This is a genomic window from Parafrankia sp. EAN1pec, assembly GCF_000018005.1.
Taxonomy (GTDB): domain Bacteria; phylum Actinomycetota; class Actinomycetes; order Frankiales; family Frankiaceae; genus Parafrankia; species Parafrankia soli.
In genome coordinates, this window is the sequence record NC_009921.1 from 3,999,026 (window position 1) to 4,022,946 (window position 23,921).

Genomic DNA, 23,921 nt, shown 5'->3' on the forward strand with positions numbered 1-23,921 from the left:
CGGCACAGGCCGTCTCAACGGATCGGCTCGTCCCCGAACACGGTCGTGCGCAGCAGCTCCCGGGGCGAGGCCGAGGCGTAGGGGGCCGCGCGGTGCACGACGCCGGTGTTGTCCCAGATGACGGTGTCGCCCACCGACCACTGGTGGCGGTAGACCCGGTCCTGCGCCGTCGTCCGGTCGAGCAGCTCCTGCAGCAGGGCCCGCCCCTGGTCCAGGCCCATGTCGACGACGTGGCCGGCGTGGGCGCCGATGACGAGCGACCGCCGCCCGCCGCGGTGCGTCCACACCAGCGGATGGGTCGACGTCGGACGCTTCCGCCACCGTTCGAGCTGCTCCACGCTCGGCTCGGGCACGATCCGGCGCTGGGAGGACTCGAGGGAGTGCACGACGTGCAGCGAGCCGAACCGCTCCTTCTCCTCGTCGCCGAGCATCTCGTAGCCGGCGTAGGTGCTGGCGAACTCGGTCTCGCCGCCGCTGGTCGCCACCTCCTTGGCGCTCAGGACGGTCGCCTTCTGCGGTGGCTCCCCGTGCAGCGGTGTGCAGCCGTCCATGTGCCACTCGAACGTGGCCTTCAGATAGTCGGCCGAGGAGTTCTTGGACTTGTCGAGGGTCACCCGGTAGATGCCACTCACCGGGTGGTGCCCGGGCTCGTAGTCGATCTCGCCGAGGCGTTGGGAGAAGGCGACCTGGGTGTGCGGATCGAGGTGCAGGCCGCGGAAAACGAGTACGCCGTACCGCTCGAGCGCGTCGAGGATCGCCCCGGCGACCGCGTCGTCGTGGGCGAGCCACTCCGGATCGAGGCCCTTCACCTCCGCGCCGACGGTCGCGGAGAGGGGTTCGCAGGTGATCGTCGCCGTCACGGCGCCGGCTCCAGGTAGCGGTCGAAATAGGCGGTGCCGGCATCGATGACCCTGGGCTGGTGCCAGACCTCGACCGGAAGCGAGACCATGATGAGCGAATACACGAGGTGAAGCAGGTTCTCCTCCTGCTCGGGCAGCTCGTGCAGGGGGAACTGGTCGAGATGGGTCATCGCGTCCCGTACCCGTGGGAAAACCGCTTCGTAAAAGGCCTGCATGTCGGCCATGGTGCTGTTCAGTCGCTCGGCGTACCGGCCGGCCTCGGTGGGGATGCACCATCTCCCGGCGAATTTCTCCAGGTCGGCGAACTTCTCGGGGAGTAACGGGTCGGTCATGCCCGGACCGCCTTCTCGTTCCGCAGGTAGGACTGCACCCAGTCCTCGGTCACCTTGTGTAGGTGACGCACCGTGATCTCCTGGTCGGACAGCGGGTAACGGTCGATCACCCGGGATTCCAGGCCCATCTGGGTGCCGTCCAGCGTGCCGGCGTCCTGGAGGCCGGCCTCCTTCGAGACGACGGCGGTGACCTCGTGCCGGATCCGCTCGCTGGCGTTCCGTGACGGCGGGAAGTAGTACGACATCTCCCACGCGTGCGTGTTGTGGGAGGTCGGCCAGTACTGGTAGGTGAGATACCAGCCCCGTTCGTAGACCAGGATCACGAAGTTGGGGAAGATCTGGAAGTTCGAGATCGACCAGGGGTCGAGCCCGCCGGGGTTGATCCCCGCCGGCAGGTTGGCCGGGTCGAGCTCGGGGATGTCCGGACGCTGCCAGGGGCCCATGAGGCCGGCCTCGACGTTGTGTTCGATCGGGTACATCTGGTCCAGTGGCGTCATGTGCCGGGGCACGCCCTTCCAGCCGCCGGTGCTAACCAGCCGGTGGGGTCCGTCGACCTGGTAGTGCGGCGCCTTGAAACCGGATTCGAAGCCGCGCAGGCTCGGCACCTGCTGCTGTGAGTGCAGGATCGACGCGTGGTAGTACTCCTGGAAGGCGTCGAGATAGATCTTCCAGTTGCTGAGGATGTCGGCTTTGAACGCGTACCGCTCGGTGACGAGGTGGAACGGGTAGCCCTCGAGGCCGCGCACCATCGGCCCGAGGAAGTCGAGGAGTGACTGGCCGGGCTCAGCCGAGAGATTGATGAAGATGAAGCCTTCCCAGACCTCGCAGTGGACCGACACCAGCGGGAACTCTGCCTTGTCGAAGTCGAAGAACTCCTCCTCCTGGAGGACGTACTTCAACTGGCCGTCCAGGCCGTACCGCCAGCCGTGGTACTTGCACATGAACTGGCGGCAGACGCCGCTGGTCTCATCCCGCGGCGTCCTGTCCCACACCAGCTTGTTGCCGCGGTGGCGGCACACGTTGTGGAAGGCGTGAACCTGCCCGTCGAGGTCCCGAGTGACGATGAGTGACGTCTTGGCGACGGCCAGCTCTCTGGTGAAGAAGCTCCCTTTGTGGGGCAGTTGTTCGACCCGGCCGACGTTCAGCCAGGCGCGGCGGAAGATCGCCTCGCGCTCGAGCTCGTAGAACTCCGGGGAAACGGAGTCCTCGTACGACACGAGGCCCGTGCCCAGTTCCGGATAGCGCCCGGTCCAGCTGGCCTCCGGCGGCTTGGCGAGACGCGCCATGGCTCGGTCCTCCCGTTGGGTCCCTCGAGATCATCTGATCGTTTTTCTTCAACTGACTAACTGTTCTACAAGTGACTAACATGAGAGCTACCGGGGCCGCAAGGTCCTGGAGGAGGTTCCGGCGGCACCGCGGCGGGCAGCAGATGTGGCGCCGGCACGTGGAGAACCGGGAAGCTGACCGTGTCCCAAAGATCGCGGTCCAGGGTGTTGGCGTCGGTGCAGGGAGCACTCATGTTGGAGCGGGAGCAGATGTTCGTCGGAGGCGCGTGGGTCGCGCCGAGCACCGACAGCAGGATCGAGGTGACCTCGCCGCACACCGAGAAGCTGATCGGTCGCGTCGCCGCGGCGAGCACGGAGGACGTCGACCGCGCCGTCGCCGCAGCGCGGCGGGCCTTTGACGAGGGGCCGTGGCCGCGGACCGATCCGGCCGAGCGGGTCGAGGTGATCCGGCGGCTGGCCACGCTCTACCGCGGGCATCGCGATGAGCTGGCCGAGCTCATCACCGCCGAGCTGGGCGCGCCGATCTCGTTCGCCAGGCGCGCGCAGGTCGCCCTGCCCGGGGCGCTGATGACCGCGCTGGCCGACACAGCGGCCGGCTACTCCTGGCAGGAGAAGCGGCCGGGAACCTACGGCCAGGACATCATCCTGCGCAAGGAGCCCGTGGGCGTCGTCGCCGCGGTGGTCCCCTGGAACATGCCGCAGTTCCTGACCGTCACCAAGGTCATCCCGGCGCTGCTCGCCGGCTGCACCGTCGTGCTCAAGCCGGCGCCCGAGTCGTCGCTCGACGCGCTGTTCTTCGCCGACCTGCTCGACCAGGTCGGCCTGCCGCCGGGCGTCGTCAACGTCCTCCCCGCCGACCGTGAGGTGAGCGCCTACCTAGTCGCCCACCCCGGTATCGACAAGGTCTCCTTCACCGGCTCGACGGCGGCCGGCAGGCAGGTGGCGGCGGCATGCGCTCCCAACCTCACCAAGGTCAGCCTCGAGCTCGGGGGAAAGTCGGCGGCCATCGCTTTGGACGACGCCGACCCGGCCACCGTGGCGCGCGCCGTCCGCCTCTCGGGCATGGGCATGGCCGGGCAGATCTGCAACTCCCTCACCCGGGTACTCGTGCCCACGAGCCGCGTCGGCGACTATGCCGATGCGCTCGCGGCAACCCTGTCGGCCATCAGAATCGGCGATCCGGCCGATCCCGCGACCGAGATGGGCCCGCTCGTGGCCAGGCGCCAGCAGGAACGGGTCCGCCAGTACATCGACACCGGCGTGCGGGAGGGCGCCCGGCTCGTCGTCGGTGGCACCGATCTGCCCGACGGGATCGATCGCGGTTGGTACGTGCGACCGACCGTCTTCAGCGACGTGGACAACGCGATGACGATCGCCCGGGAGGAGATCTTCGGCCCGGTCCTTGTCGTCATCCCCTACGGCGACGAGGACGAGGCCGTTCGCATCGCCAACGACTCGGAGTACGGCCTGGCCGGCTCCGTGTTCACCGCGGACACCGGGCACGGGCTCGAGGTGGCGGGCCGGGTCCGGGCCGGGACTTTCGGCGTGAACCAGGGCTACTCCATGGATCCCGCGGCCCCCTTCGGGGGAGTGAAGGCCAGCGGCTACGGCCGCGAGCTCGGCCGTGAGGGCCTCGAGGGCTACCTCGACGTCAAATCGATCTCCGTCGCCACCGCGTAGCGGGTTCTACCCGCGCATCGGCCGCAGCCGGGGATTGAACTGAGCGCCGGCGGCCCGACCGGGCACGGTACACCGGATTTTCCGCCTGTATATCAAGGAAAAATCTCGCTTCCGGTCAGGCTGGGGGGCACTGGCAGTGCCTCCCAGCAGCGGTGGGTACCGGTGTTGGATGAGGACATGGAGTACACCCGGCTGGGATCATCAGGATTGAAGGTCAGCCGCATCGCGCTCGGCTGCATGAGCTTTGGTAAGCCCAACACCGGGCGGGGCTGGGCGCTCGACACGGATGCGGCGGAGCCGCTCTTCCGGCAGGCGGTCGAGCTCGGCATCACGCTCTGGGACACCGCGAACATCTACGGTGTGGGCACCTCCGAGGAGATCACCGGAGAGGCGATCGGGCGCTACACGAGCCGTGACCAGGTCGTCATTGCCACAAAGCTGTTCGCCCCGATGAGTCAGGGGCCTGGCGGAGGCGGTCTTTCCCGCCGCGCGGTGTTCGAGCAGATCGACGCCTCCCTGCGCCGCCTCGGCACCGACTATGTCGACCTGTACCAGATCCACAGGTTCGATCCGGAGACGCCGGTCGAGGAGACAATGGAAGCTCTCCACGACATCGTGAAGGCGGGGAAGGTTCGCTATCTGGGCGCCTCGTCGATGTGGGCCTGGCAGTTCTCCAAGATGCAGTACACCGCTGAGCTGCACGGCTGGACCAAATTCATTTCGATGCAGGATCAGTACAGTCTTGTGGCGCGCGAGGAGGAGCGCGAGATGTTCGGGCTGCTCGCCGACCAGGGCGTGGGCAGCCTTCCGTGGAGCCCGCTCGCCGCGGGACTCCTCACCCGGCCGTGGGGTGATGTGAGCACGACTCGTGGGTCGTCCAATCCGACGACCGACGGATCGGGCAGGCCCCTTTTCTTCGACAGCGACCGAGGCACGGTCGACGCGGTGCAGCAGATCGCGGAGACGCGAGGCGTCTCCATGGCACAGATCGCGATGGCCTGGGTGCTGAAGAATCCCGTCGTCACCGCGCCGATCGTCGGCGCGACGAAACCACACCACCTGGCGGACGCGGTCGCTGCCCTGGACATCGACCTCAGCGACAAGGAAGTAGCCGCGCTCGAGGAGCACTACTCCCCGCGTCAGCCTACCTACTACGGGTCGAAGTCCGGTTACTGATCCCGCGGGCGACCTGACCCTGTGGGCATCGACACGTCGTCCGCCGCCCTGGCCCCGGCCGATGTCTACCGGATCGTGGAAGCCGACCCGTATCCCGCGAGCTATATCGCCACCGTCCAGCGCACCGTCCGGCGACGAAGACGGCGCCGGCCAAGCCACCTCTGCACTCGGGGCGCCATAAAGGACAGGCCCGTCGCCTCTGCACCGCCCCGGCCGGGCTTGCTGTCCCTGGCTGCCTTCTGATCCCGCCGGGCCCGCGCCGGTCCACAGGTGGTTCGGGTTCGGCGGTCCCACCACGCCGTCGTCGTGACGATACGTGCCTGAAATCCCCTCCAGCGCAGCCCACGAGTTCGCGACGCGGCCGAGGTGATATTCGACGCTCAGTGGACTTCGGGCGAGGCGACCGCCTGCGGACCGAAACCCTACGTTCCGATGCGCCGATGGCCCAGATCGTCGTCGACACGCGGGTAGCAGGGTTGCCGGGGTGGCCGGAGATTCACTGGCTACCATCGCGCGGTGCTGGTCGTGGACCTTCGCTCGAACAAGGAGCCAAATGGATATCGGGAGATACTCGAGAAGCGCGTTTCTTACCGGCGGACTGTCCGCGGCAGCCCTGCTGTTGGCGACTCCCGCGTCGGCGAGTACTGTTTCCGCCGATCCACCGAAGGAGGGGAAGAAGGGGGCGAGCTCGGCTGCGGCTCCGATTTGCTGGGGAAGCGGTGGCGGAGTGCCCGGGAACACCGGAAACGGTGTGACGTGCTACCAGCTCGTTCCCGCTGATGAAGCCACGACAGCGGCGTGGTCGCAGTCGCAGGCCGGCCCATGCCTCGTGGATCCGGCCGGTGGGGCGGTGGACTCGGACGGGGACGACCTGTTCGAGGACGACTGGTTCAATGAAAAGCGGACGGTCAACCTGATCATCGGAAGTCTCACGATCGGTGGCCTTGGGCCGACTGTGGGCGGCACCGGAATCGTCGGTGGAACGGGGAACACGGCCGGCGGTACGACTGCCGCATTCGGGGGGATCGCCGCGGGCGGGACCACCGTCGGCGGGTCCGGTAACTCCGGCAACATCGGGGGAACCACGATCAACGCCCCGGCCGCCGCCGACACGGCCGCTGTCGCAGGTCCTCGACCGGTGATCGTCGGGTCTGGTCAGCAGTGTTCGGTCGGCTCGACTGGATCCGGTCAGGCGCCCACCACAGGCCTTCAGGATCAGCAGGGCGCTACGGAAGGCGAGTGGGCGATCCTCGAGGACAACGACCCGACCGAATGGGAGATTTCCCTTCCTGAGCTGTGAAGGGGTGCTACTCGAGGATCCCGCTGGGGCGTGTATCCAGTTGTGATCTATCTGTGGGATTCGCTCTCGTGGCGGGGCCTGAGCCGGTAGATCGTCCTGCATGACGCGGGTGCAACTGACGGACGAGGAGTGGGAGTTCATCGAGCCCTACCTGCCGATCGGCAGGCTCGGCCCGTACCCCGAGCGGTTGCGGCGGCAATTCGAGTGCCCGATCAACAAGCTGAAGGCCTGGCGAGGCATCGCCACCCGCTATGACAAGACCCCGCAGAGCTATCTCGCCGGCCTCCCGACGCACGGCTACCGGGAGGCGCCGGGCGGCAGCTCTTGCTGCTCGACCAGGATGCGACTACCGTCGCGTGTTGATGTTGGTGTCAGGTTGTGCCGGATCTCCCAACTGACGGCGTGCTCCGCGGACGTCGGCGCCGCGCCGGGGCGTGTGAACGGTGAGGTGGCCCCTTGCGCAGTCGATGCCGCTGGAGCGGAGAGCGGGACGAGTGATGGCGGAGCCCGCGAAGGCCTACCCGAGGCCGAGGACGCTGGTCATGGGCGAGCCGAGCGAGGCTCATCCGTCACCGGCGCGGCCGATCCGGTTCAACACCGGCCCGGGCCGGATCTCCGACCTCGCGGCGCTCCGGGAGGCTGGGCAGGCCATCGAGGGTCTCGGCTACTCGACCTTCGCTCTCGCCGACCATTTCATGATCCGGTACGCTCCGCTGATCGCGCTCCAGGCGGTCGCCGACGCGACCAGCACGCTGCGGCTGACCCAGACTGTCCTCAACCAGGATCTACGGCATCCCGCCGTCCTCGCCAAGGAACTCGCCACCCTGGACGTGCTGTCCCAGGGGCGTCTGCAGGTGGGGCTCGGCGCGGGATGGATGCAGGCCGAGTACCAACAGGCCGGCATCCGGTACGACCCGGCCGCCGCGCGGATCGCGCGGCTCGAGGAAGTGGTCATCATCCTGAAAGGCCTGTTCGGAGATGATCCGTTCAGCTACTCAGGCGCGAACTTCACGATTGATGCTCTTCGTGGCACCCCGCGGCCTCTGCAGCGTCCGCACCCGCCGATCATGATCGGCGGCGGTGGCCGCAAGCTGCTCTCGGTCGCCGGGCGCCATGCCGACATCGTGCAGATCATGCCCCGGCTTCCGCAGGAGGTCCGGCCGGCCGAACCGCACCCGTTCAGCGGCGAGGCCTACGAGGAGAGAATCGGCTGGGTCCGCGCTGCCGCCGGGGACCGCTTCGGCGACATCGAGCTGGGAGCCCAACTGCTGAACGTGACGATCACCGATGATCCGGAAGCGGCGTTTGAGGCCTGCTTTCAGAGCTTTGGCCGGCAGGTCCGAGGATCGTCCGGGGGCGCCGTCCCGTCGCGAGCGGACCTCGGCTCGTCGCCGATGGTGGCCATCGGTTCGCTGGACGACGTCTGCCGGAAAATCCTGGACATCCGTGACCGGTTCGGGATCAGTTACTTCACAACGCCGCTCGGTGCGAGCCCCGAATCCTTCGCACCGGTCGTGGAACGGCTGGCGGACGCGCCAGCCGGCGCCGCGGCGTGACTCCGGCGGGAGCCACCGACCCTTCGGTCCTGCGGCGCGAGCCGGCGGAACAGGCAGCGGCGCAGGCGGCCGAGATCAGGCCCCACGCTGTGGCGGGGAGATCCGCGCTGCCCACACGCCGGACCTGACGAGCTGCTCCGCCTCGTCGCGGATGACCTGGCCGACCTTCGTCGCGAAACCGCGCGGCAGTTCCAGGTGAGACGTGGTGCCGGTGCCCAGCTGTTGCGTGAGTGCGGGATCGCGAAGCGGGGCGTAGCGCAGCCTTTTGTTCTCGATGTCGGTAGCACAGGCGGAAAGCGGGAGAATGCCGTACCCGCGGCCTGCGGCGATGAGATCCTTTGCCACCTGAAGCGAGTCGGTCGCGAATCTGGACGTCAGTTTCAGCTTGAGCTTCAGCGCCGTGTTCTCGAGACTGTTGCGGATTCCGGTCTGGGAGGCCGGCAGGACGAGCGGGCAGTCGGCGAGCTCGGCGAATCCGATCGCCCGGCCAGGCATGAGGTCCGATGCGGCGCCCCCGACAACGACAAGATCCTCCACCAGTAGCTCCTCCTGGAACAGTCGGCCGTCCAGGACAGGATGGATCACCGCGATATCGACGGAGCCCTTCAACATGCCGTCGACGAGTTCGTCGGTACTCCCGACGCGCACCTGGAAGTCGACTTTGGGAAAAACCATGCTCAGGCTGTCCAGTAACGGTGCGGCCAGCACGCAGGCGGCGGTCGTCGGCAGGCCGATATTCAGCGCCCGCTCGACTCGCGCCAGGCGGGATCCGACGTATCGCATAGCGAGCTCCAGCTGACGCAGCGGCGCCGTCGTGGTGGCGCGCAGCCGTTCTCCCTCTTCTGTCAGTTGCACACCGCGAGCTGTTCGCCGGAACAGCGTGACGCCGAGGTCCTCCTCGAGGAGTCGGACCTGACGGCTCAGTGCGGGTTGAGCGATCCCCAGCACGCTCGCGGCGCGATTGATCGATCCTTCGTCGGCGACTTGTAAGAAGTACCTGAGGCGATGTGTGTCCATGGCGCGCATGCTACACCAGTCATGCCGAATCGGTATACCCAGGCGTCGAAATTTGTATTGGCATGCTCCGGCGGCATGGCCGTAACATCCTTGGAACCAGGCGAGATGGTGCGTCTTGCTGTGCTGGATAAAACTTTTTCTTTGGGCCGGCGATAGGGGATCTCATGGATTCGGATACGCAGTACCTGACTCAGGCGCTGGGGCTGGACCGGCTGCCCACCCATATCATCGACAAGCGGGTAAGCGAGCTGCTGGACCTGAGCGGCCAGAAGGCGATTGTCATCGGTGCGGGGGGTGACGGATTAGGTCATGCGATCGCCAATCGGCTGGCTGGTTCCGGTGCCGATATCGCGCTGGTCGGCCGGACCTTCGAGAAGGTCGAGCGGCGCGCAGGGGAGATCGCGAAGCGCTGGGGCGTGAAGACCGTTCCGATCCGCGCCGACATGTCGGACTGGGACCAGGTCCATCGGGCGGTGCGGGAGAGCCGGGAGGCGCTCGGCGGCCTGGACATCATGGTGAACAACCCGGTCATGGTGGCCGCCGGGGCCTTCGAGAAGCACACGAAGGAAGAGATCGACCGGACCGTCCTGGGTAGCCTGACCATGATGATGTACGGCGCCCACGCGGCGCTGGAGTACCTGCTGCCCCAGGGCTCAGGGAAGATCATCAACATCGGGGCGGTGGGTGGGCGAATTCAGCAGCCCGGCCTGACGGTCTACTGCTCGTGCAAGGCTGGGGTCATCGGTTTCACCCGTAATCTCGCGCACGAGGTCGCGTCCCGTGGCGTCAACGTGCTTGGTGTGGCTCCGGGTATCATGATCAAGTCTGAGATGAAGGCGATGCTCTTCGAGCCGCAGAACGAGGCGCAGTTCGCGGGTCGGAAGTCCATCATCGATGCGCTGAAGAACCAGGTGCAGCTGGGCCGGGTCTGCCTGCCGGAAGAGGTCGCCAACATGGTCGCGTACCTCTGCTCGGAGGCCGCCGACTACATGTGCGGTCAGACCATCGACGTCGCGGGCGGTCAGTGGATGGGATGATCTGATCGCTGGGAGATTGGATGGGATGTGCTGTCGTCGCGCCAGGGGCGCGGCCGATGATCCTGGCGCGACGACACGCGGGGGAATGGTTTTTCAGTACCAGAGTGCGGGAGCAGTGAGATGCGCGGACTGGCGGACAAGGTCTTCATCGTGGCGGGCGGGGCCACCGGAATCGGTGCCGGGGCGGCAAAAAGGCTCGCCGAGGAGAGTGCCAAGGTGGTAGTTGGCGACATCAACCTCGCCGGAGCGCAGAGCACCGTCAGAAAGATAAACGAGGCCGGCGGCAGCGCGGTCGCTGTCCACTTCGACCTCGCCGACGAGCACTCGGTCAATGAGATGGTCGATACGACGCTGGAGAAGTTCGGCGCCGTCCACGGCCTGTTCAACGTCGGCGCGGACCTGTCGCCCGGCAACCTCGGGCGGGACAAGTCGGTACTGGACACCGATCTCGACGTGTGGCATCGAACACTGGACGTCAACGTGGTCGGGTTCGTGCGGACCATTCGCGCCGTCCTGCCTCATCTGCTCGCGAACGGTGGCGGTGGCATCGTCAACACCTCGTCCGGTGCGGCGGTCAGTGCAGGCGACCGTCTCCGGCCCGCCTATGCGGCCTCGAAATCGGCGGTCAATGCGCTCACGCGGCACGTCGCCGGGAACTGGGGATCCAGGGGCGTGCGCTGCAACGGGGTGATGCCGGGTCTGGTGATGGGCGAGACACAGGAGATCCAGAACGACGTCGCGCTCCAGGAGAGGTTCCTGAAAGAGGTCCCCACCACCCGGCTGGGCCGTCCGAGCGATCTGGCCGCCGTCGTGTCCTTCCTGCTCTCGGACGACGCCGAATGGATCAACGGTCAGGTCTGGGCGATCGACGGCGGCGCCAACATGCGTGCCTGACGAACGACCCGGCATCCGGCCGGGGACGGCCGACACCGTGAACGCGGTGACCGGCATCGGCAGGCCGGCTGGGAGGCGCAGGTCGTGCTGCGCGACATCGGCGGGCTCGACTCCAAGCAGGAACGCGAGGTTCCGGCCTGGGCCGCCCGGGCACTCGTCGACGCCGACCTGGCCGAGCAGGGGCGGTCAGAACCCCGGGCATGCGAGGAACGGCGGTGACTATTAGGTCAGTGTTCTACCTGTTGTTCACTGACCGCCGTGTATCTCCGACCGTAGTTTTCCGACGCCAGATTCCGTCCGACATCTGCCGATGCGGAGTACTGATGCGTCTGTTTCCCCGCCCGCACCGCGCCGTCCGGCTGGCGGATCGCCGGCTTCCACGGCCGCGCCGGGACGGAGACCGACAAGCTCGGCGTGATCTACACCAGGCGCTGAGACCAGGCGGTGAACAGCGGGGCCGGGCCGGGCTTGTCGGCCCCGGCGGAGCGGCGGGGCGCCCCTGACGGCACGCCTCCTCCGCGCCGGCCGAGGTCCGCCCCACCTGCCTGGCTGCCCCACCTGCCTGGTCCGGGAACCATCCCGCGATCCGAGAAGGGGTGTCCTGCAAGATCGGAATGGTCGCGGTCCGCGCTGCGTATGATTCCCGTGATGGAACCCGGCCGAACGCGTACCCCGCCCCGCCAGCGGGCGACGCTTGTGAACACCAGGTCACGGGAGAGTCGTCTGGCCCTCACTCGCGCCGCCCTTCGTCTTTGGAACGAGGGTGACTTCGATGCGGCGTACGAAGCGAGCACCGTGGCTGATATCGCTCACGCAGCCGGGGTCAGCAAGGGAACCTTCTATTTCCATTTTCCCAACAAGGAGGCGATTCTCCTTGAGATGAGCTCGGCGACGATCCAGGCGATGATCGACCAGGTCGAGGCTGGAACCGCGCGAGGCGTCCCCCTGCGCTCGTTGAGCGATCAGGTGATGACCTCGATGGCTCGACGCGTCGTTCGCGCGCCCAGGGGGGCCGCGCTGCGGGCCGGCGCCCTTGGCTTCGTGGGGCGGCCGGATGATGGAACCCTGGCGATCCCTCGCCTGAGTGTCGCCTTCGAATCCCTCCTCCGCCACGGTAGGGAACGCGGCGAGCTTGGCGAGCAGATCGATGTGGAAGAAGTCGCCGCGATGATGACGGCCGTGACAATGGAAGCAATCACCCGCTGGGGGGCGGGAGACCGCTCCGCTTCCTGGCTGCGCCAGACACTCCGTGATCGAGTGACCGTCATCCTGCGCGGTATCAGCCACCCGGATGAGAGCTAGTCGACCGCTGCGCAGGCGGGCGTCGACGGCGACGGCGACGGCGGTCGCCGTCGACGCGGGCCCGGACCTGCACGCTGACTCGTACCGGACGAAGCGAGCCGGTCATCCGAGGTCTGCCTCAGTTGTTCCTCGGACGGGCGACCCCGGCGCCGAGCACGTCGCCGGCGCCGAGGTCGGCTGCGCGAGCCTGGGCCCGCGGAGCTTCACCGTGGTTTCGGGTGCACGCCCCCTACAGGGTGTTCGCTAGCCGGTCGGCGAGAATGCGGGTGAAGCGGGACGGGTCGGCGAGCTCCCCGCCCTCGGCCAGCAGCGCCATCCCGTACAGCAGCTCCGCCGTCTCGCTGAGAACGTCGGAGCTCGCGTCCTGCTCGTGGGCCTTCCGCAACCCCTCCACCAGTGGATGCGTCGGATTGAGCTCCAGGATGCGCTTGGAATGCGGCACGTTCTGCCCCATGGAGCGGTACATCTTCTCCAGGGTCGGCGTGATGTCGTGGGTGTCCCCCACGATGCAGGCCGGCGACGTGGTGAGGCGGGAGGAGAGGCGGACCTCCTTCACCTGCTCGTGCAGGGTCCGGGTCAGCCAGGACAGCAGCTCGGCGAAATCCTTCCGCTGCTGTTCCCGCTCGGGCTCGGTGCTGTCCTTCTCGGCCGCGGTGTCGAGATCGACCTGGCCCTTGGCGATCGACCGCAGCGGCTTGCCGTCGAACCGCGCCACCCGCTCGACCCACACCTCGTCGACCGGGTCCGTCAGGAGGAGCACCTCGTACCCCCTGGCGAGGAAGGCCTCGATGTGTGGCGACTTCTCGATCATCAACCGGGAGTCGCCGGTCATATAGTAGATGTCGTCCTGGCCGTCCTTCATCCGGTCGACGTACTCCCGCAGGGTCGTCGTCTGCTCCGGGTCGCGCGTCGAGGCGCAGGAGACGATCTCCAGGATCGCCTCCTGGTTGTCGACGTCGTCCAGCAGCCCCTCCTTGACGACGGGCCCGAACTCCTTCCAGAAGGTCCGGTAGCGTTCGGCATCGTCCGTCTGCAGGCCGCGGACCGTCGAAAGCACCTTTTTCACCAGCCGGCGGCGAACCAGCTGGATCTGGCGGTCCTGCTGGAGGATCTCGCGGGAGATGTTCAGCGACAGGTCGTGCGCGTCGACGACACCCTTGACAAACCGCAGGAAGTTCGGCATGAGCGCCTGGCAGTCGTCCATGATGAACACGCGCTTCACGTACAGCTGGACGCCACGCTTGCCGTCCTGCGCGAACAGGTCGAACGGCGCGTGGGACGGGATGAAGAGCAGCGCCTCGTACTCGAAGAGGCCTTCACCCTTCATGCGGATGGTCTCGAGCGGGTCGGTCCAGTCATGGCTGAGGTGGTGGTACAGCTCGTTGTACTCGGCCTGGTCGACCTCGGCGGGCGGGCGCGCCCACAACGCCTTCATCGAGTTGAGCGTCTGGATGTCGGTCGTGGCCGTGCCGTCTTCGTCCGTGCTCGCTGCCTGGTCCGGGTTCTCTGTAGCCATTCGGATGGGCCACGCGATGAAGTCGGAGTACCGCTTGACGATCTCCCGGATCTTCCGCTCGGCGGTGTAGTCGAAGAGGTGGTCCTCGCTGTCCTCCGGCTTGAGATGCAGGGTGACGGCGGTGCCCTGCGGCGCGTCGTCGACATCCTCGATGACGTACGTGCCCTCGCCGCCCGACTCCCAGCGCGTGCCACCGCTCTCGCCGGCCCGGCGCGTCAGCAGCGTGACCTTGTCCGCCACCATGAAGGTCGAGTAGAAACCGACACCGAACTGGCCGATGAGGTCCAGCGACGCGGCGGCGTCCTTCGACTCCTTCGCCTTCCGGAGCATCTCGGCCGTTCCCGACCTGGCAATGGTGCCGATGAGCTGGACGACGTCGTCGCGGGACATGCCGATGCCGTTGTCGCGCACGGTGAGGGTGCGCTGCTCCCGGTCGACCTCGAGGGCGATGTGCAGGTCTGACGTGTCAGTCGAAAGGTCCTTGTCGACAAGTGAGGCGATGCGCAGCTTGTCGAGGGCGTCGGACGCGTTGGAGATCAGCTCGCGCAGGAAGATATCTTTGTCGGAGTAGATCGAATGGACCATCAGTTGTAGAAGCTGACGGGCCTCGGCCTGAAATTCAAGCGTCTCGATCCGATTGCTCACGGGACCTCCATGCGGACACGAACAGTTCGCGGAACAGGATACCGACGCGCAGCACCCGTTCAGTGCCCGCACGGCATCCGCTCAGTCGAGCATCAGGCGCACCGGAACCCGCCGGAGCCACTGGTCGAGGCTGAGTACCATCTCGACCACGGACACCGACCTGCGGCCGGCGTCCGGTAGGACACGAGGGCGTGGGTCAGGCCGACGATCTGCGCGGCGGCCTGAGCGCCGGTGCCCCGCGTATCTGGGTCCCGTCGGGGCAGAAGGCAACGACGTCGAGGCCGTCGATCCGGTCGGCCGACCGGCACCGGGCCGCCCGCGGAGGCGGGGCGGGGTGAAGGAGCCAGGGTCGAACAACCTGGACCGCCGCCGGCGGGGCTGCGTACATCCTGCGCTGGATTACGACGCCCACACGGTCGCCGCTGACCAATCCTCTCATTGCCTCGATTTCCCAGAATCGCCTGTGAATGCCATGGTAATCGGCCTCTCGGCGGAATTCAGTGCTCTGGATGGTCTGACGCAGAAGTAACTCCAGATACAGGCGAACAATTTTGGCTGACAGCGACCGCGCGGCGGTGAACGAGGATGTCCCGGGCTGCGACGTCCCGGGTCGCTGGAGGCGCGGACGACGTCCCGGCCAGCGGCTGCGGAGGGCGTGCCCGGCAGCGGATCACATCGGCGCAGCTGCACTGATGGTGCTGGCGCAGCGGTGCTGATCGAGCCTGGTGGCCGCGTGCGCGGATCAAGCCGGAGCGTGGCGCCCCGGGCCGGCCGGCCCCGGAGCACGCCCGGCCGTCGTTCGCGAGGCGCCAGCTCCCGGCCATGATGGATACTCCTCAGGACGAACAGGCCGTCGGCTGGCAAGAAGGAGCAAAAGGATGCAAAAGGCGCTCGCGCCCGAGATCTCAACCTGGCCCGACGAGCAGCCACAGCTCATCGGTAGCCGTTGCGGCGACTGCAGCGCCACGACGTTCCCCACCCAGGCCCTCTGCCCTCGGTGTAGCGGCGACAAGATGAGCGACGAGCTGCTGCCCCGCCGCGGCACCCTCATCGCGTGGACGACGCAGGGCTTCGTCCCAAAGCTGCCCTACGCGGGTGGGGAGACGGCCAAGACCTTCAAGCCGTTCGGTATCGGGCTGGTCCAGCTCGACGACGTGATCCGCGTCGAGGGCCGGCTCACGGAGGCCGACCCGCAGAAGCTGAAGTTCGGCATGGACGTCGAGTTGACGATGGTGCCGTTCTACACCGACGCCGACGGCGACGAAGTGATCACCTTCGCCTTCGCCCCAGCCTGAGCCCCGCCGAACGAGCCAGAGAGGAACCACCGAGATGAACGACGTCGCCATCATCGGCGTGGGCCTGCATCCCTTCGGTCGCTTCGAGAAGTCGGCCATGGAGCTCGGCGCGGACGCGATCCAGCTGGCGCTGAAGGATGCCGGGATCGAGTGGAAGGACATCCAGTTCGGTGTCGGTGGCAGCCTGGAGGTCGCCAACCCGGACGCGGTGACGAGGCTCGTCGGGCTGACCGGCATCCCGTTCACCGACGTGTTCAACGCCTGCGCGACCGCGGCCAGCGCCATCCAGCTGTGCGCCGACACGATCCGGCTCGGCAAGTACGACATCGGCATCGCCGTGGGCATGGACAAGCACCCGCGCGGTGCTTTCACCGCCGACCCGTCGATGCTCGGCCTGCCGTCGTGGTATGCCGAGAACGGCCAGTTCGTCACCACGCAGTTCTTCGGGATCAAGGCCAACCGCTACCTCCACGAGCACGGCATCTCGCAGCGGACGCTGGCGAAGGTCGCCGCCAAGAACTACCGCAACGGCGTGCTCAACCCGAACGCCTTCCGGCGTAAGCCGTTGAGCGAGGAGGAGATCCTCGGCTCGCCCATGCTCAACTATCCGTTGACGCACTACATGTTCTGCTCGCCGGACGAGGGCGCCGCCGCCGCCATCATGTGCCGCGCCGACATCGCGCACCGGTTCACCTCGCAGCCGATCTACCTGCGCGCCGCGGAGATCCGCACCCGCCGCTTCGGCGCCTACGAGGTGCACAGCACCTTCGCACCGGTCGACGAGGACGTCGCGCCGACCGTCTACGCCGCCCGCGCCGCCTTCGAGGCGGCCGGCGTCGGCCCGGGCGACGTCGACGTGATCCAGCTTCAGGACACGGATGCCGGCGCGGAGATCATTCACATGGCCGAGTGCGGCTTCTGCGCCGACGGTGAGCAGGAGAAGCTGCTCGCCGAGGGCGCGACCGAGATCAACGGCCCGTTGCCGGTCAACACCGACGGCGGCCTCATCGCCAACGGCGAGCCGATCGGCGCATCCGGGCTCCGCCAGGTGCACGAGCTGGTCCGCCAGCTGCGTGGTCAGGCGGGTGACCGTCAGGTCGCCGGCAACCCGCGCGTCGGATTCGCCCAGGTCTACGGCGCCCCCGGCACGGCCGCGGCCACCGTCCTCACCGTCTGAGCTCACCGCCTGAGCGGGCGTTCCTGAAACGCCCGCTCAGTCCGGTCGAGCGGTTTGCAGCAGGCCGGACTGGTACGCGATGACGACCAGCTGCGCCCGGTCGCGGGCGTTGAGCTTCGCCATGGCCCGGTGGACGTGCGTGCGGGCGGTCAGTGGGCTGATGACAAGCCGGTCGGCGATTTCGTGGTTCGAGTAGCCTTCGGCCACCAGCGCCATGACCTCGCGTTCGCGAGCGGTGAGCGCGGCGAGCGCCACGGGATTGACCGTGGCGGTGGCCGCGGGCTCCGGGGTGGCGAGGAAACGGCTGATGAGGACACGGGTGGCCGCCGGCGAGAGAAGCGCGTCGCCGCCGGCGACGGTGCGGATGGCGGAGAGCAGCTCGTCCGTTCCGACGTCCTTGCCGAGGAAGCCGCTCGCGCCGACGCGGAGCGCCTGGGCCACGTACTCGTCGATCTCGAAGGTCGTGAGGATCAGGACACGGGTGGCCGCCAGCGTCTCGTCGCCGCAGATGGCGGCGGTGGCGGCGAGCCCGTCGGTGCCGGGCATGCGGATGTCCATGACCACGACGTCCGGGCGGTGCTCCCGGGTCGCCGCGACGGCCTCGTGCCCGTCCGCGGCCTCACCGACGACCTCCATGTCGCTGCAGGAGTCGATCAGAATCCGGAAGGTTGCCCGTAGGAGGGTCTGGTCGTCGGCGAGGAGCACTCGGATAGTCATCGGCTTCCGTTTTCGTGGGAGTTCTGGGGTGCAGGGGCAGGATGGCGGTGACGTGGAAGCCGACCTCGGGATGATGACCGGCCTCGAGATGTCCGCCGACGGACAGTGCGCGTTCCCGCATGCCGATCAGGCCGAACCCGCTGCCCGAGGCCGGGATCGACGTCCCGGCGCCGGGACGCGCGCCGCGGCTGACCGGGCCCGCGTTCTCCCCGCCGCCATTTATGATCATCAGGGTGACGCTGTGCGGGGCGTAGGTGATGTCGACACAGGCGTTGTCGGTCCTGGCGTGCTTCGCCACGTTGGTGAGGGCCTCCTGCGCGATCCGATAGGCCGTGAGGTCGATGCCGGGGGAGAGCGGGGACGGTTCGCCACGGGTGGTGATCGTGACCGTGAGCCCGGTCGCGGCGAACGTGTCGGCGAGCTGGGGGAGCTGGGCGAGCGAGGGGGCCGGCTCCAGCGGCGCGTCCAGGTCGTCGCTCTGCCGCAGGAGGCCGACGGTGGCCTTGAGGTCGCGCAGGGCGGAGGAGGTGGTGGCGGTGAGGTTGGTGAGGATCGGTTCCGTCTGGTCGGGGTGGGTGCGGACGAGGTGTGCGGCGGTGCCGGCCTGGGCGTGGGCGAGGGTGATGTGGTGGGCGACGACGTCGTGGAGTTCGCGGGCGATGCGGGTGCGTTCGTCGGCGACCCGGCGGCGGGCTTCGGCCTCGCGGGTGCGTTCTGCGTATTCGGCGCGGGCTTTGACGGCGTCGAGGTAGTCCTGTTTGATCCGTCTCGCGCCGCCGAGTGACGCGGCCATCAGTAGCCAGGCGGTCGGGCCGATGGTCTTGAGTTCCAGGGGGTAGCCGTCGGGGTCGGCGACCAGCGCCGTCGCGACCACCGCCGCGCAGCCGGGGATGGCGATGCTCAGGGTGGTTCTGCGGTCGGTGTGCGCGGCCAGCCAGTAGAGCGCGGCCATCGCTGGGGCGATCATCAGGGAGGTGAGGAGGTAGCCCAGGCCGGCCAGGAACACGGTGCAGGTGATGGCCACCACGGCGGTCGCGCGGGGATGGCGTTCGTGCCAGAGCAGTGCGGTGCAGGCGACGGCGGCGAGCAGCACCGCCGGCCACGGCGAACTGTCGTGCGCGACATGCTGCGGGTTGAGCCTGCTGGCGGGACCGGCGGCCGCGAAGGCCAGAACCGCGATCACCACGGTGCTTGTGCGGTGATGGTCCCGGAGGCGCCGCCACCGGCTGGTGATCGTCATAGCGGTTCCCGTCCGATGCTGGGCCGTTGCTGGGCCGTGGTGCCCACGGTACGGGCCCCGTCCGAGGGCCGCAGTGCCGCCTGCCGGGTGCCGGCGGTCCTCGGACGGGGCCGTGCTTATCGTGCGGACGCGGATTCCAGGGCGACGGGTTCCTCGCGGCCGGTGGCCGGTGCCGCAACGGCCGGTGCCACGGCGGTGGGCCGGTTCAGCGTCTCGCCCTCGACGTCGATGTGGGGCAGGACCCGGTCGAGGTGGCGTGGGATCCACCATGCCTTCTCTCCGAGAAGGGCGAGGACGGCGGGGACGATGGTCATGCGGACGACGAAGGCGTCGAGTAGGACCGCGGTGGCCAGGCCGAACCCGATCATTTTGATGATCGGTTCGCTGGTGCCGATGAAGCCGGCGAAGACCGCCATCATGATCAGTGCGGCGGCGACCACGACGCGGGCGCTGTACCCGAACCCGGAGGTGATCGCGTCCCGGGCGTTCTCGCCGTGGACGTGGGCCTCGCGGATGCGGGCGACGAGGAAGACCTCGTAGTCCATGGCGAGGCCGAAGACGATACCGACCATGAAGATCGGCATCATGCTCATGATGGGTCCGGTTTGGTGGAGGCCGATGAGCCCAGCGAGCCAGCCCCATTGGAAGACCGCGACGACTGCTCCGAGGGCAGCCAGGACGGAGAGTAGGAACCCGAGGGCGGCTTTGAGTGGGACGAGTACCGAGCGGAACAGCACGAGCAGGAGCAGGAACGCCAGGCCCACCACGATGGCGAGGTAGGGGATGAGTGCGTCCTGGACCTTCTGGGCGATGTCGATGTTCACGGCGGTGGTGCCGGTGACCTGGAAGGTCGCGCCGGTGGCGGCGGTGACCGTGGCGCGTTGCGCGCGGATGGTGTGGACGAGGTCCTTGGTTGCTGCCTCGCTCGGTCCGGTGGCCGGCACCGCGGTGAATACCGCTGTGTCGCCCGCGGTGTTGAACCGGGCGGCCGAGGCGGAGACGACACCGGGTGTTGCGCTGATCTTCTGGGTGATCGTGGTGACCGCTGTCTGCGCGTTGTCGGAACCTGTCGCGTCGACGACGATGGTCAGTGGGCCGTTGAAGCCTGGCCCGAAGCCCGCGGCGAGGTCGTCGTAGGCGCGGCGTTCGGTGGTGGAGGTGGGCTTCGCCTCGTCGCCGGCCGTGCCCAGGCGCAGGTCCAGGACGGGCAGGGCGATCGCCCCCAGGGCGAGTACGGAGAGGATGAGGACGGGCAGCGGGCGGCGCAGGATCAGGTTCGCCCAGCGGGTGCCCGCGTTGGGCCCGCGGTGCTCGGTCTTCCTCGTGGCTCTGCGCGCGAACCTACTTGTGGTGCTGCGCGTGGTGCTCTTGCGTGTGGAGCGGGGGAGCACGGCGCGGGGGAAGAACCCGAGCAGCGCCGGGACGAGGGTCAGCGCGACTCCGACGGCGATACCGACGGTGCCCGCGGCGGCCAGGCCCATTTTCGTCAGGGTTGGGACTCCGACGATGAACAGGCCGGCCAGCGCGATCACCACGGTGAGCCCGGCGAACACTACCGATGACCCGGCGGTGCCGGTCGCGACCGCTGTGGCGTCCTGGGGTTCCAGCCCGCGGGCGTGTTCTTCCCGGTAGCGGGAGACGATGAACACGGCGTAGTCGATGCCGACGGCGAGGCCGAGCATCATCGCGAGGGTGCTGGTGGTTGAGGACAGGCCGAGGGTGCTGGCCAGGGCCATGATCGAGGCGATTCCGACGCCGACGCTGACGATCGCGGTCAGTAGCGGTAGCCCGGCTGCGGCCAGGGATCCGAAGGTGATCAGCAGGACGAGTGCGGCGATCGCGATTCCGACGGCCTCGGTCACTCCGCCCGCCCCTGGCCGGGTTGTCAGCGCGTCTCCGCCTAGCTCGACGGTCAGGCCCGCTGTCTGGCCGTCTGTGACCGCGCCTTGCAGGCTGTTTTTGGTGGCGTCGGTGAGATCATCACTGATCGCCGTGTAGGAGACCGTGGCGTAGGCGGTCGCCGCGTCCGTGCTGACCGCCCCGCTTTGGAAGGGGTTCACGGCGTTGGCGACCTGTGGGCTGGCGGCGGCCTCCGCGACGACTCGTTCAACAGTGGTGCGGTTTTCGGGTGTGGTCAGGGTCTGGCCTGGTGGGGCGACGAAGACGATGCGGGCGACCGCCCCGTCCGCTCCGGTGCCGGGGAAGCGTTCGTCTAGGAGGTCGAACGCCCGCTGGGATTCGGTACCTGGCATGGAGAACGCGTCGTCCGGGGCGGCGGGTGCCCTGGCCGCGCCGAAGCCGACGGTGACCAGCACCCCCACCCATAGCAGAAGAACGTATCGGCGCCGCCGGAACGACAGACGGCCCAGCCGATAAAGAAAAGTCGCCACGGGGGAGATCTCCACATCTTCTCGGGTACACGAGAAGACTGCGCGAAACCGGTGGGTCCCGTCGTCGTCCGCCTGCCGGCACTTCCGGCTACGAAAACCGCAGTACACGCCCGGCCGGCGGGGTGCCGCCGGGGCGACTACCGGCGCAGTAGCCGGACGTCCGCCTACCGAGCCCGCAGCAGTCGAAATCCACTGCCTGCGGCCGACGCGCGGCCCGTCCACCCGGGTGCACCGTGGTCGGCGTCCCCCGACGTGACCAGGAAGCGGCGTTCCGTCACCCGGCTCCGGATCGGGCCGCGGGTACCACCAGCGAACGGCAATGTCGCGCCCGGGATACCGGTGCGGCGCGGAGTGGAGATTCTCGGTGAACCAGAAGACCGGCGACGACGGACCCATTCCCACCCAGGTCACTCATGACGGCCGCGCCGAGGAGTTCGGCGACGGTCCCGGCCTTCATCCGGGGCTCGTTGAACCCGGTGCGGGGTCGTTTTCCCCGAAGCGCCGAAAGTGGTGGCGACGTCGGCGGATCATCGCGATCGGCGTGCGCATCGAGGGAATCTCAACTCCCGGCCCCCGCATCTCGTCGGTCGAGGCACACCTCAAAGGGATTCACATTCCGGTCCGGAAGATACTCACGAACAGTGTCGGTGACGTGCCGGTCGACGATGTCGAGGCGACGGTCCATCTCGACTATGCCGACGTGAACACGTTCCTGGCCGACCAGCCCGGCGGAATCCAGATCAACCCGGTGGGTGGCGGTGCCGAAGTGGGGGTCTCCGGCCGGGCCGACGTGCCGGTGCCCGGCGGCCTGGGTGACCTGACCATCGTCAAGGCGTCCACCGACGCCGAGGGCCTGTCGCTGACCGCGACCGCCAGGGATCTCGTCCTCCTGGCGACGGAGACCCCGACCCGGCACTGCCCCCCGGTGGAGAACGGCCGCGCCTGACCCGACGCCCCGTTTCCGGTTGTCGAGCCCCCACGCACAGTCAACCCTCCCTCTGCGTCCTGGTAAACGGATGGTGGACGGGACCGGCTTCCGGTATCGGGGCAAGCGGCCACTCATCGGGTGGATCGGTGACAGGTGTGGTCCAGCAGCGATCTCTGGGTACCCCTGGGGTCTTGCGGAGTGAGCACACATTCACTACGCTCCCGCCACCGCGACGGCCGAGACCGTCGGGCCAGGGGAGAGACATGCACTTACGCAAGATCATGATCGCTATGCTCGTAGCCGTTGCGACTATTGCTGCCGGGTGTAGCAGCTCCTCGTCGAGCGACTCGGCCACCGCGGACAGCTCCGGTGGCGCCAAGCCGTCAGGCGCGCCGGTGAAGGTCGGCGTGATCTGTAGCTGTTCGGGTTCGTTCGGCAAGACGATCGACGCGGCCGGCAGGGTCACCGAAGCCTGGGCGAAGTCGGTCAATGCCGCCGGTGGCATCAACGGCCATCCCGTCGAACTCACGAAGTATGACGACGCAGGCAATCCGGGCACTTCTGTCACAAAGGCGCAGGCGTTGATCTCCGCCAAGGTCGATGTCATCCTCGACCTGACCCCGCTCGACGCGGCGTGGGGCGCGGCCGCGGCGGCGGCGAAGATCCCGGTGGTCGGCGGGGAGCTGAACTCCTCGCTGTTCATCAAGTACCCGAACGCCTACGCCTCGGGCCAGACGGCGAGCGCCCTGCCGTTCTCGGTCATCGCCACGGCCAAGCTGGCGGGGGCGAAGAACGTCGGCATCCTCTACTGCGCCGAGTCCCCGAGCTGCCAGGAAACGGTTCCGGGAATCAAGGCGGCCGGTGACAGGCAGGGCGTTCCGGTCACCTACAGCGCGTCAATCTCGGCGACGGCGGCCAACTACACCGCGCAGTGTGTCGCCGCGAAGCAGGCACACGTCGACGCGCTCTACATCGCCCACTCGGCGTCGATCCTCCAGAACGTGGCGACGGACTGTGACCGTCAGGGATACAACCCCTCTTTCCTTGAGGCGGGAACGGGATTCCAGATGGCCCTGGCCGACACGCCGGGACTCAAGGACCACCTCTGGATGACGTTCCCCATCCTCCCGTTCTTCGCCGACGAGCCTCCGGTGCAGGCGATGAACACGGTGGTGGACAAGTACTACCCGGGCCTGCGGGAGGGTGACACCTGGAGCACCTTCGCGTCCCAGGCGTGGACCGGTGGGCTGCTCATCGAAAGTGCCGTCAAAGCCTCGGGTGCGGGTGCCAACGACGAGCTGTCCGCCGAGATCCTGAGCAAGGGCTTCACCTCGGTGAAGGACGACAACCTCGGCGGATGGTCGGCGCCCCTGACCTTCAAGGCCGGCCAGACAAATCCGGTCAACTGCTCGTTCACGGCACGCCTGCAGGACGGAAAGGCGCTCCTGGTGGACGGCGGGAAGCTCGTCTGCGACACGTCCTCCTAGCAACGAGTTCCATGGCTGCGGGGCCCGACGTGCGAACGTCGGGCCCCAGCGGCTTACTCATTGCGTCGATCCGGATATGAAGCCGA

General features: G+C 67.8%; 20 protein-coding genes. 12 read left to right on the forward strand and 8 right to left on the reverse strand.

Going from position 1 to position 23,921, the window contains the following annotated elements:
- Window positions 1-14: 14 nt before the first annotated feature.
- The 3 genes from FRANEAN1_RS16360 to FRANEAN1_RS16370 are packed head-to-tail and all read right to left on the reverse strand — an operon-like array spanning window position 15 to window position 2,478.
- Window positions 15-860 carry a TauD/TfdA family dioxygenase gene (locus FRANEAN1_RS16360; RefSeq protein WP_020460917.1) on the reverse strand — a complete coding sequence of 282 codons (846 nt, stop codon included), beginning with the start codon at window positions 858-860 and terminating at the stop codon, window positions 15-17.
- Window positions 857-1,192, reverse strand: a complete 336-nt coding sequence (locus FRANEAN1_RS16365; RefSeq protein WP_020460918.1) for a hypothetical protein — start codon at window positions 1,190-1,192, stop codon at window positions 857-859. The genes FRANEAN1_RS16360 and FRANEAN1_RS16365 overlap by 4 nt, the downstream gene beginning before the upstream one ends.
- Window positions 1,189-2,478, reverse strand: coding sequence for an aromatic ring-hydroxylating dioxygenase subunit alpha (locus FRANEAN1_RS16370; protein ID WP_020460919.1), 1,290 nt, complete (start codon window positions 2,476-2,478; stop codon window positions 1,189-1,191). Before FRANEAN1_RS16370 ends, FRANEAN1_RS16365 begins: the two co-directional genes overlap by 4 nt.
- Before the next feature lie 231 nt (window positions 2,479-2,709).
- On the opposite strand from FRANEAN1_RS16370, the gene FRANEAN1_RS16375 reads away from it, so the two are divergent.
- The 4 genes from FRANEAN1_RS16375 (at window position 2,710) to FRANEAN1_RS16390 (ending at window position 8,190) form a co-directional block, all read left to right on the forward strand.
- Window positions 2,710-4,158, forward strand: coding sequence for an aldehyde dehydrogenase (locus FRANEAN1_RS16375; protein WP_020460920.1), 1,449 nt, complete (start codon window positions 2,710-2,712; stop codon window positions 4,156-4,158).
- Window positions 4,159-4,335: 177 nt separating this feature from the next.
- Window positions 4,336-5,334: an aldo/keto reductase gene (locus FRANEAN1_RS16380; protein WP_041254268.1), complete on the forward strand. Its 999-nt coding sequence runs from the start codon at window positions 4,336-4,338 to the stop codon at window positions 5,332-5,334.
- Window positions 5,335-6,184: 850 nt separating this feature from the next.
- Window positions 6,185-6,634, forward strand: coding sequence for a hypothetical protein (locus FRANEAN1_RS16385; RefSeq protein WP_157472668.1), 450 nt, complete (start codon window positions 6,185-6,187; stop codon window positions 6,632-6,634).
- Between the two features lie 497 nt (window positions 6,635-7,131).
- A complete protein-coding gene (locus FRANEAN1_RS16390) occupies window positions 7,132-8,190 on the forward strand; it encodes a TIGR03621 family F420-dependent LLM class oxidoreductase (protein ID WP_347177165.1) in 1,059 nt (352 codons plus the stop codon).
- 75 nt (window positions 8,191-8,265) lie between these two features.
- Here the strand turns inward: FRANEAN1_RS16390 and FRANEAN1_RS16395 are convergent, their stop codons facing one another.
- On the reverse strand, window positions 8,266-9,207 hold the full coding sequence (locus FRANEAN1_RS16395) for a LysR family transcriptional regulator (protein WP_041256001.1): 942 nt from the start codon (window positions 9,205-9,207) through the stop codon (window positions 8,266-8,268).
- Window positions 9,208-9,371: 164 nt separating this feature from the next.
- Here FRANEAN1_RS16395 and FRANEAN1_RS16400 point away from each other — a divergent pair, with 164 nt between their 5' ends.
- The 4 genes from FRANEAN1_RS16400 (at window position 9,372) to FRANEAN1_RS16410 (ending at window position 12,440) form a co-directional block, all read left to right on the forward strand.
- A complete protein-coding gene (locus FRANEAN1_RS16400) occupies window positions 9,372-10,244 on the forward strand; it encodes an SDR family oxidoreductase (RefSeq protein WP_020460926.1) in 873 nt (290 codons plus the stop codon).
- Between the two features lie 120 nt (window positions 10,245-10,364).
- Entirely contained in the window at window positions 10,365-11,138 is a 774-nt protein-coding gene (locus tag FRANEAN1_RS16405; protein ID WP_020460927.1) for an SDR family NAD(P)-dependent oxidoreductase, read from the forward strand.
- An 84-nt stretch (window positions 11,139-11,222) separates the two neighbouring features.
- A complete protein-coding gene (locus tag FRANEAN1_RS43490) occupies window positions 11,223-11,357 on the forward strand; it encodes a hypothetical protein (RefSeq protein ID WP_020460928.1) in 135 nt (44 codons plus the stop codon).
- 429 nt (window positions 11,358-11,786) lie between these two features.
- Entirely contained in the window at window positions 11,787-12,440 is a 654-nt protein-coding gene (locus FRANEAN1_RS16410) for a TetR family transcriptional regulator (RefSeq protein ID WP_041256003.1), read from the forward strand.
- 229 nt (window positions 12,441-12,669) lie between these two features.
- Here the strand turns inward: FRANEAN1_RS16410 and htpG are convergent, their stop codons facing one another.
- Window positions 12,670-14,601 carry a molecular chaperone HtpG gene (htpG, locus tag FRANEAN1_RS16415; protein WP_020460930.1) on the reverse strand — a complete coding sequence of 644 codons (1,932 nt, stop codon included), beginning with the start codon at window positions 14,599-14,601 and terminating at the stop codon, window positions 12,670-12,672.
- Between the two features lie 878 nt (window positions 14,602-15,479).
- Between htpG and FRANEAN1_RS16420 the strand changes: the two genes are divergently transcribed.
- Together FRANEAN1_RS16420 and FRANEAN1_RS16425 are read left to right on the forward strand one after the other, a co-directional pair.
- Window positions 15,480-15,896, forward strand: a complete 417-nt coding sequence (locus tag FRANEAN1_RS16420; protein WP_020460931.1) for an OB-fold domain-containing protein — start codon at window positions 15,480-15,482, stop codon at window positions 15,894-15,896.
- Between the two features lie 34 nt (window positions 15,897-15,930).
- Window positions 15,931-17,073 carry a thiolase family protein gene (locus FRANEAN1_RS16425; protein WP_020460932.1) on the forward strand — a complete coding sequence of 381 codons (1,143 nt, stop codon included), beginning with the start codon at window positions 15,931-15,933 and terminating at the stop codon, window positions 17,071-17,073.
- A 36-nt stretch (window positions 17,074-17,109) separates the two neighbouring features.
- Here FRANEAN1_RS16425 and FRANEAN1_RS16430 read toward each other — a convergent pair whose 3' ends face one another.
- The 3 genes from FRANEAN1_RS16430 to FRANEAN1_RS16440 form a co-directional block, all read right to left on the reverse strand.
- Entirely contained in the window at window positions 17,110-17,790 is a 681-nt protein-coding gene (locus FRANEAN1_RS16430; protein WP_020460933.1) for a response regulator transcription factor, read from the reverse strand.
- Window positions 17,693-19,030, reverse strand: coding sequence for a sensor histidine kinase (locus FRANEAN1_RS16435; protein ID WP_020460934.1), 1,338 nt, complete (start codon window positions 19,028-19,030; stop codon window positions 17,693-17,695). The genes FRANEAN1_RS16430 and FRANEAN1_RS16435 overlap by 98 nt, the downstream gene beginning before the upstream one ends.
- Before the next feature lie 116 nt (window positions 19,031-19,146).
- Window positions 19,147-21,420 carry an MMPL family transporter gene (locus tag FRANEAN1_RS16440; protein WP_041256004.1) on the reverse strand — a complete coding sequence of 758 codons (2,274 nt, stop codon included), beginning with the start codon at window positions 21,418-21,420 and terminating at the stop codon, window positions 19,147-19,149.
- 364 nt (window positions 21,421-21,784) lie between these two features.
- Between FRANEAN1_RS16440 and FRANEAN1_RS16445 the strand changes: the two genes are divergently transcribed.
- Window positions 21,785-22,366 (forward strand): DUF2993 domain-containing protein, encoded by a 582-nt coding sequence (locus FRANEAN1_RS16445; protein WP_020460936.1) that lies wholly within the window; start codon window positions 21,785-21,787, stop codon window positions 22,364-22,366.
- Between the two features lie 272 nt (window positions 22,367-22,638).
- Window positions 22,639-23,835, forward strand: coding sequence for an ABC transporter substrate-binding protein (locus tag FRANEAN1_RS16450; RefSeq protein ID WP_347177166.1), 1,197 nt, complete (start codon window positions 22,639-22,641; stop codon window positions 23,833-23,835).
- The last annotated feature ends 86 nt before the right edge of the window (window positions 23,836-23,921 follow it).

What these genes read in the sequence shown, in the direction of transcription:
- FRANEAN1_RS16365 (WP_020460918.1), bottom strand. Translation starts at nt 1,192, where the DNA reads ATGACCGACCCGTTACTCCCCGAGAAGTTCGCCGACCTGGAGAAATTC.
- FRANEAN1_RS16370 (WP_020460919.1), bottom strand. Translation starts at nt 2,478, where the DNA reads ATGGCGCGTCTCGCCAAGCCGCCGGAGGCCAGCTGGACCGGGCGCTAT.
- FRANEAN1_RS16375 (WP_020460920.1), top strand. Translation starts at nt 2,710, where the DNA reads ATGTTGGAGCGGGAGCAGATGTTCGTCGGAGGCGCGTGGGTCGCGCCG.
- FRANEAN1_RS16380 (WP_041254268.1), top strand. Translation starts at nt 4,336, where the DNA reads ATGGAGTACACCCGGCTGGGATCATCAGGATTGAAGGTCAGCCGCATC.
- FRANEAN1_RS16390 (WP_347177165.1), top strand. Translation starts at nt 7,132, where the DNA reads ATGGCGGAGCCCGCGAAGGCCTACCCGAGGCCGAGGACGCTGGTCATG.
- FRANEAN1_RS16395 (WP_041256001.1), bottom strand. Translation starts at nt 9,207, where the DNA reads ATGGACACACATCGCCTCAGGTACTTCTTACAAGTCGCCGACGAAGGA.
- FRANEAN1_RS16400 (WP_020460926.1), top strand. Translation starts at nt 9,372, where the DNA reads ATGGATTCGGATACGCAGTACCTGACTCAGGCGCTGGGGCTGGACCGG.
- FRANEAN1_RS16405 (WP_020460927.1), top strand. Translation starts at nt 10,365, where the DNA reads ATGCGCGGACTGGCGGACAAGGTCTTCATCGTGGCGGGCGGGGCCACC.
- FRANEAN1_RS16410 (WP_041256003.1), top strand. Translation starts at nt 11,787, where the DNA reads ATGGAACCCGGCCGAACGCGTACCCCGCCCCGCCAGCGGGCGACGCTT.
- FRANEAN1_RS16420 (WP_020460931.1), top strand. Translation starts at nt 15,480, where the DNA reads ATGCAAAAGGCGCTCGCGCCCGAGATCTCAACCTGGCCCGACGAGCAG.
- FRANEAN1_RS16425 (WP_020460932.1), top strand. Translation starts at nt 15,931, where the DNA reads ATGAACGACGTCGCCATCATCGGCGTGGGCCTGCATCCCTTCGGTCGC.
- FRANEAN1_RS16430 (WP_020460933.1), bottom strand. Translation starts at nt 17,790, where the DNA reads ATGACTATCCGAGTGCTCCTCGCCGACGACCAGACCCTCCTACGGGCA.
- FRANEAN1_RS16435 (WP_020460934.1), bottom strand. Translation starts at nt 19,030, where the DNA reads ATGACGATCACCAGCCGGTGGCGGCGCCTCCGGGACCATCACCGCACA.
- FRANEAN1_RS16450 (WP_347177166.1), top strand. Translation starts at nt 22,639, where the DNA reads ATGCTCGTAGCCGTTGCGACTATTGCTGCCGGGTGTAGCAGCTCCTCG.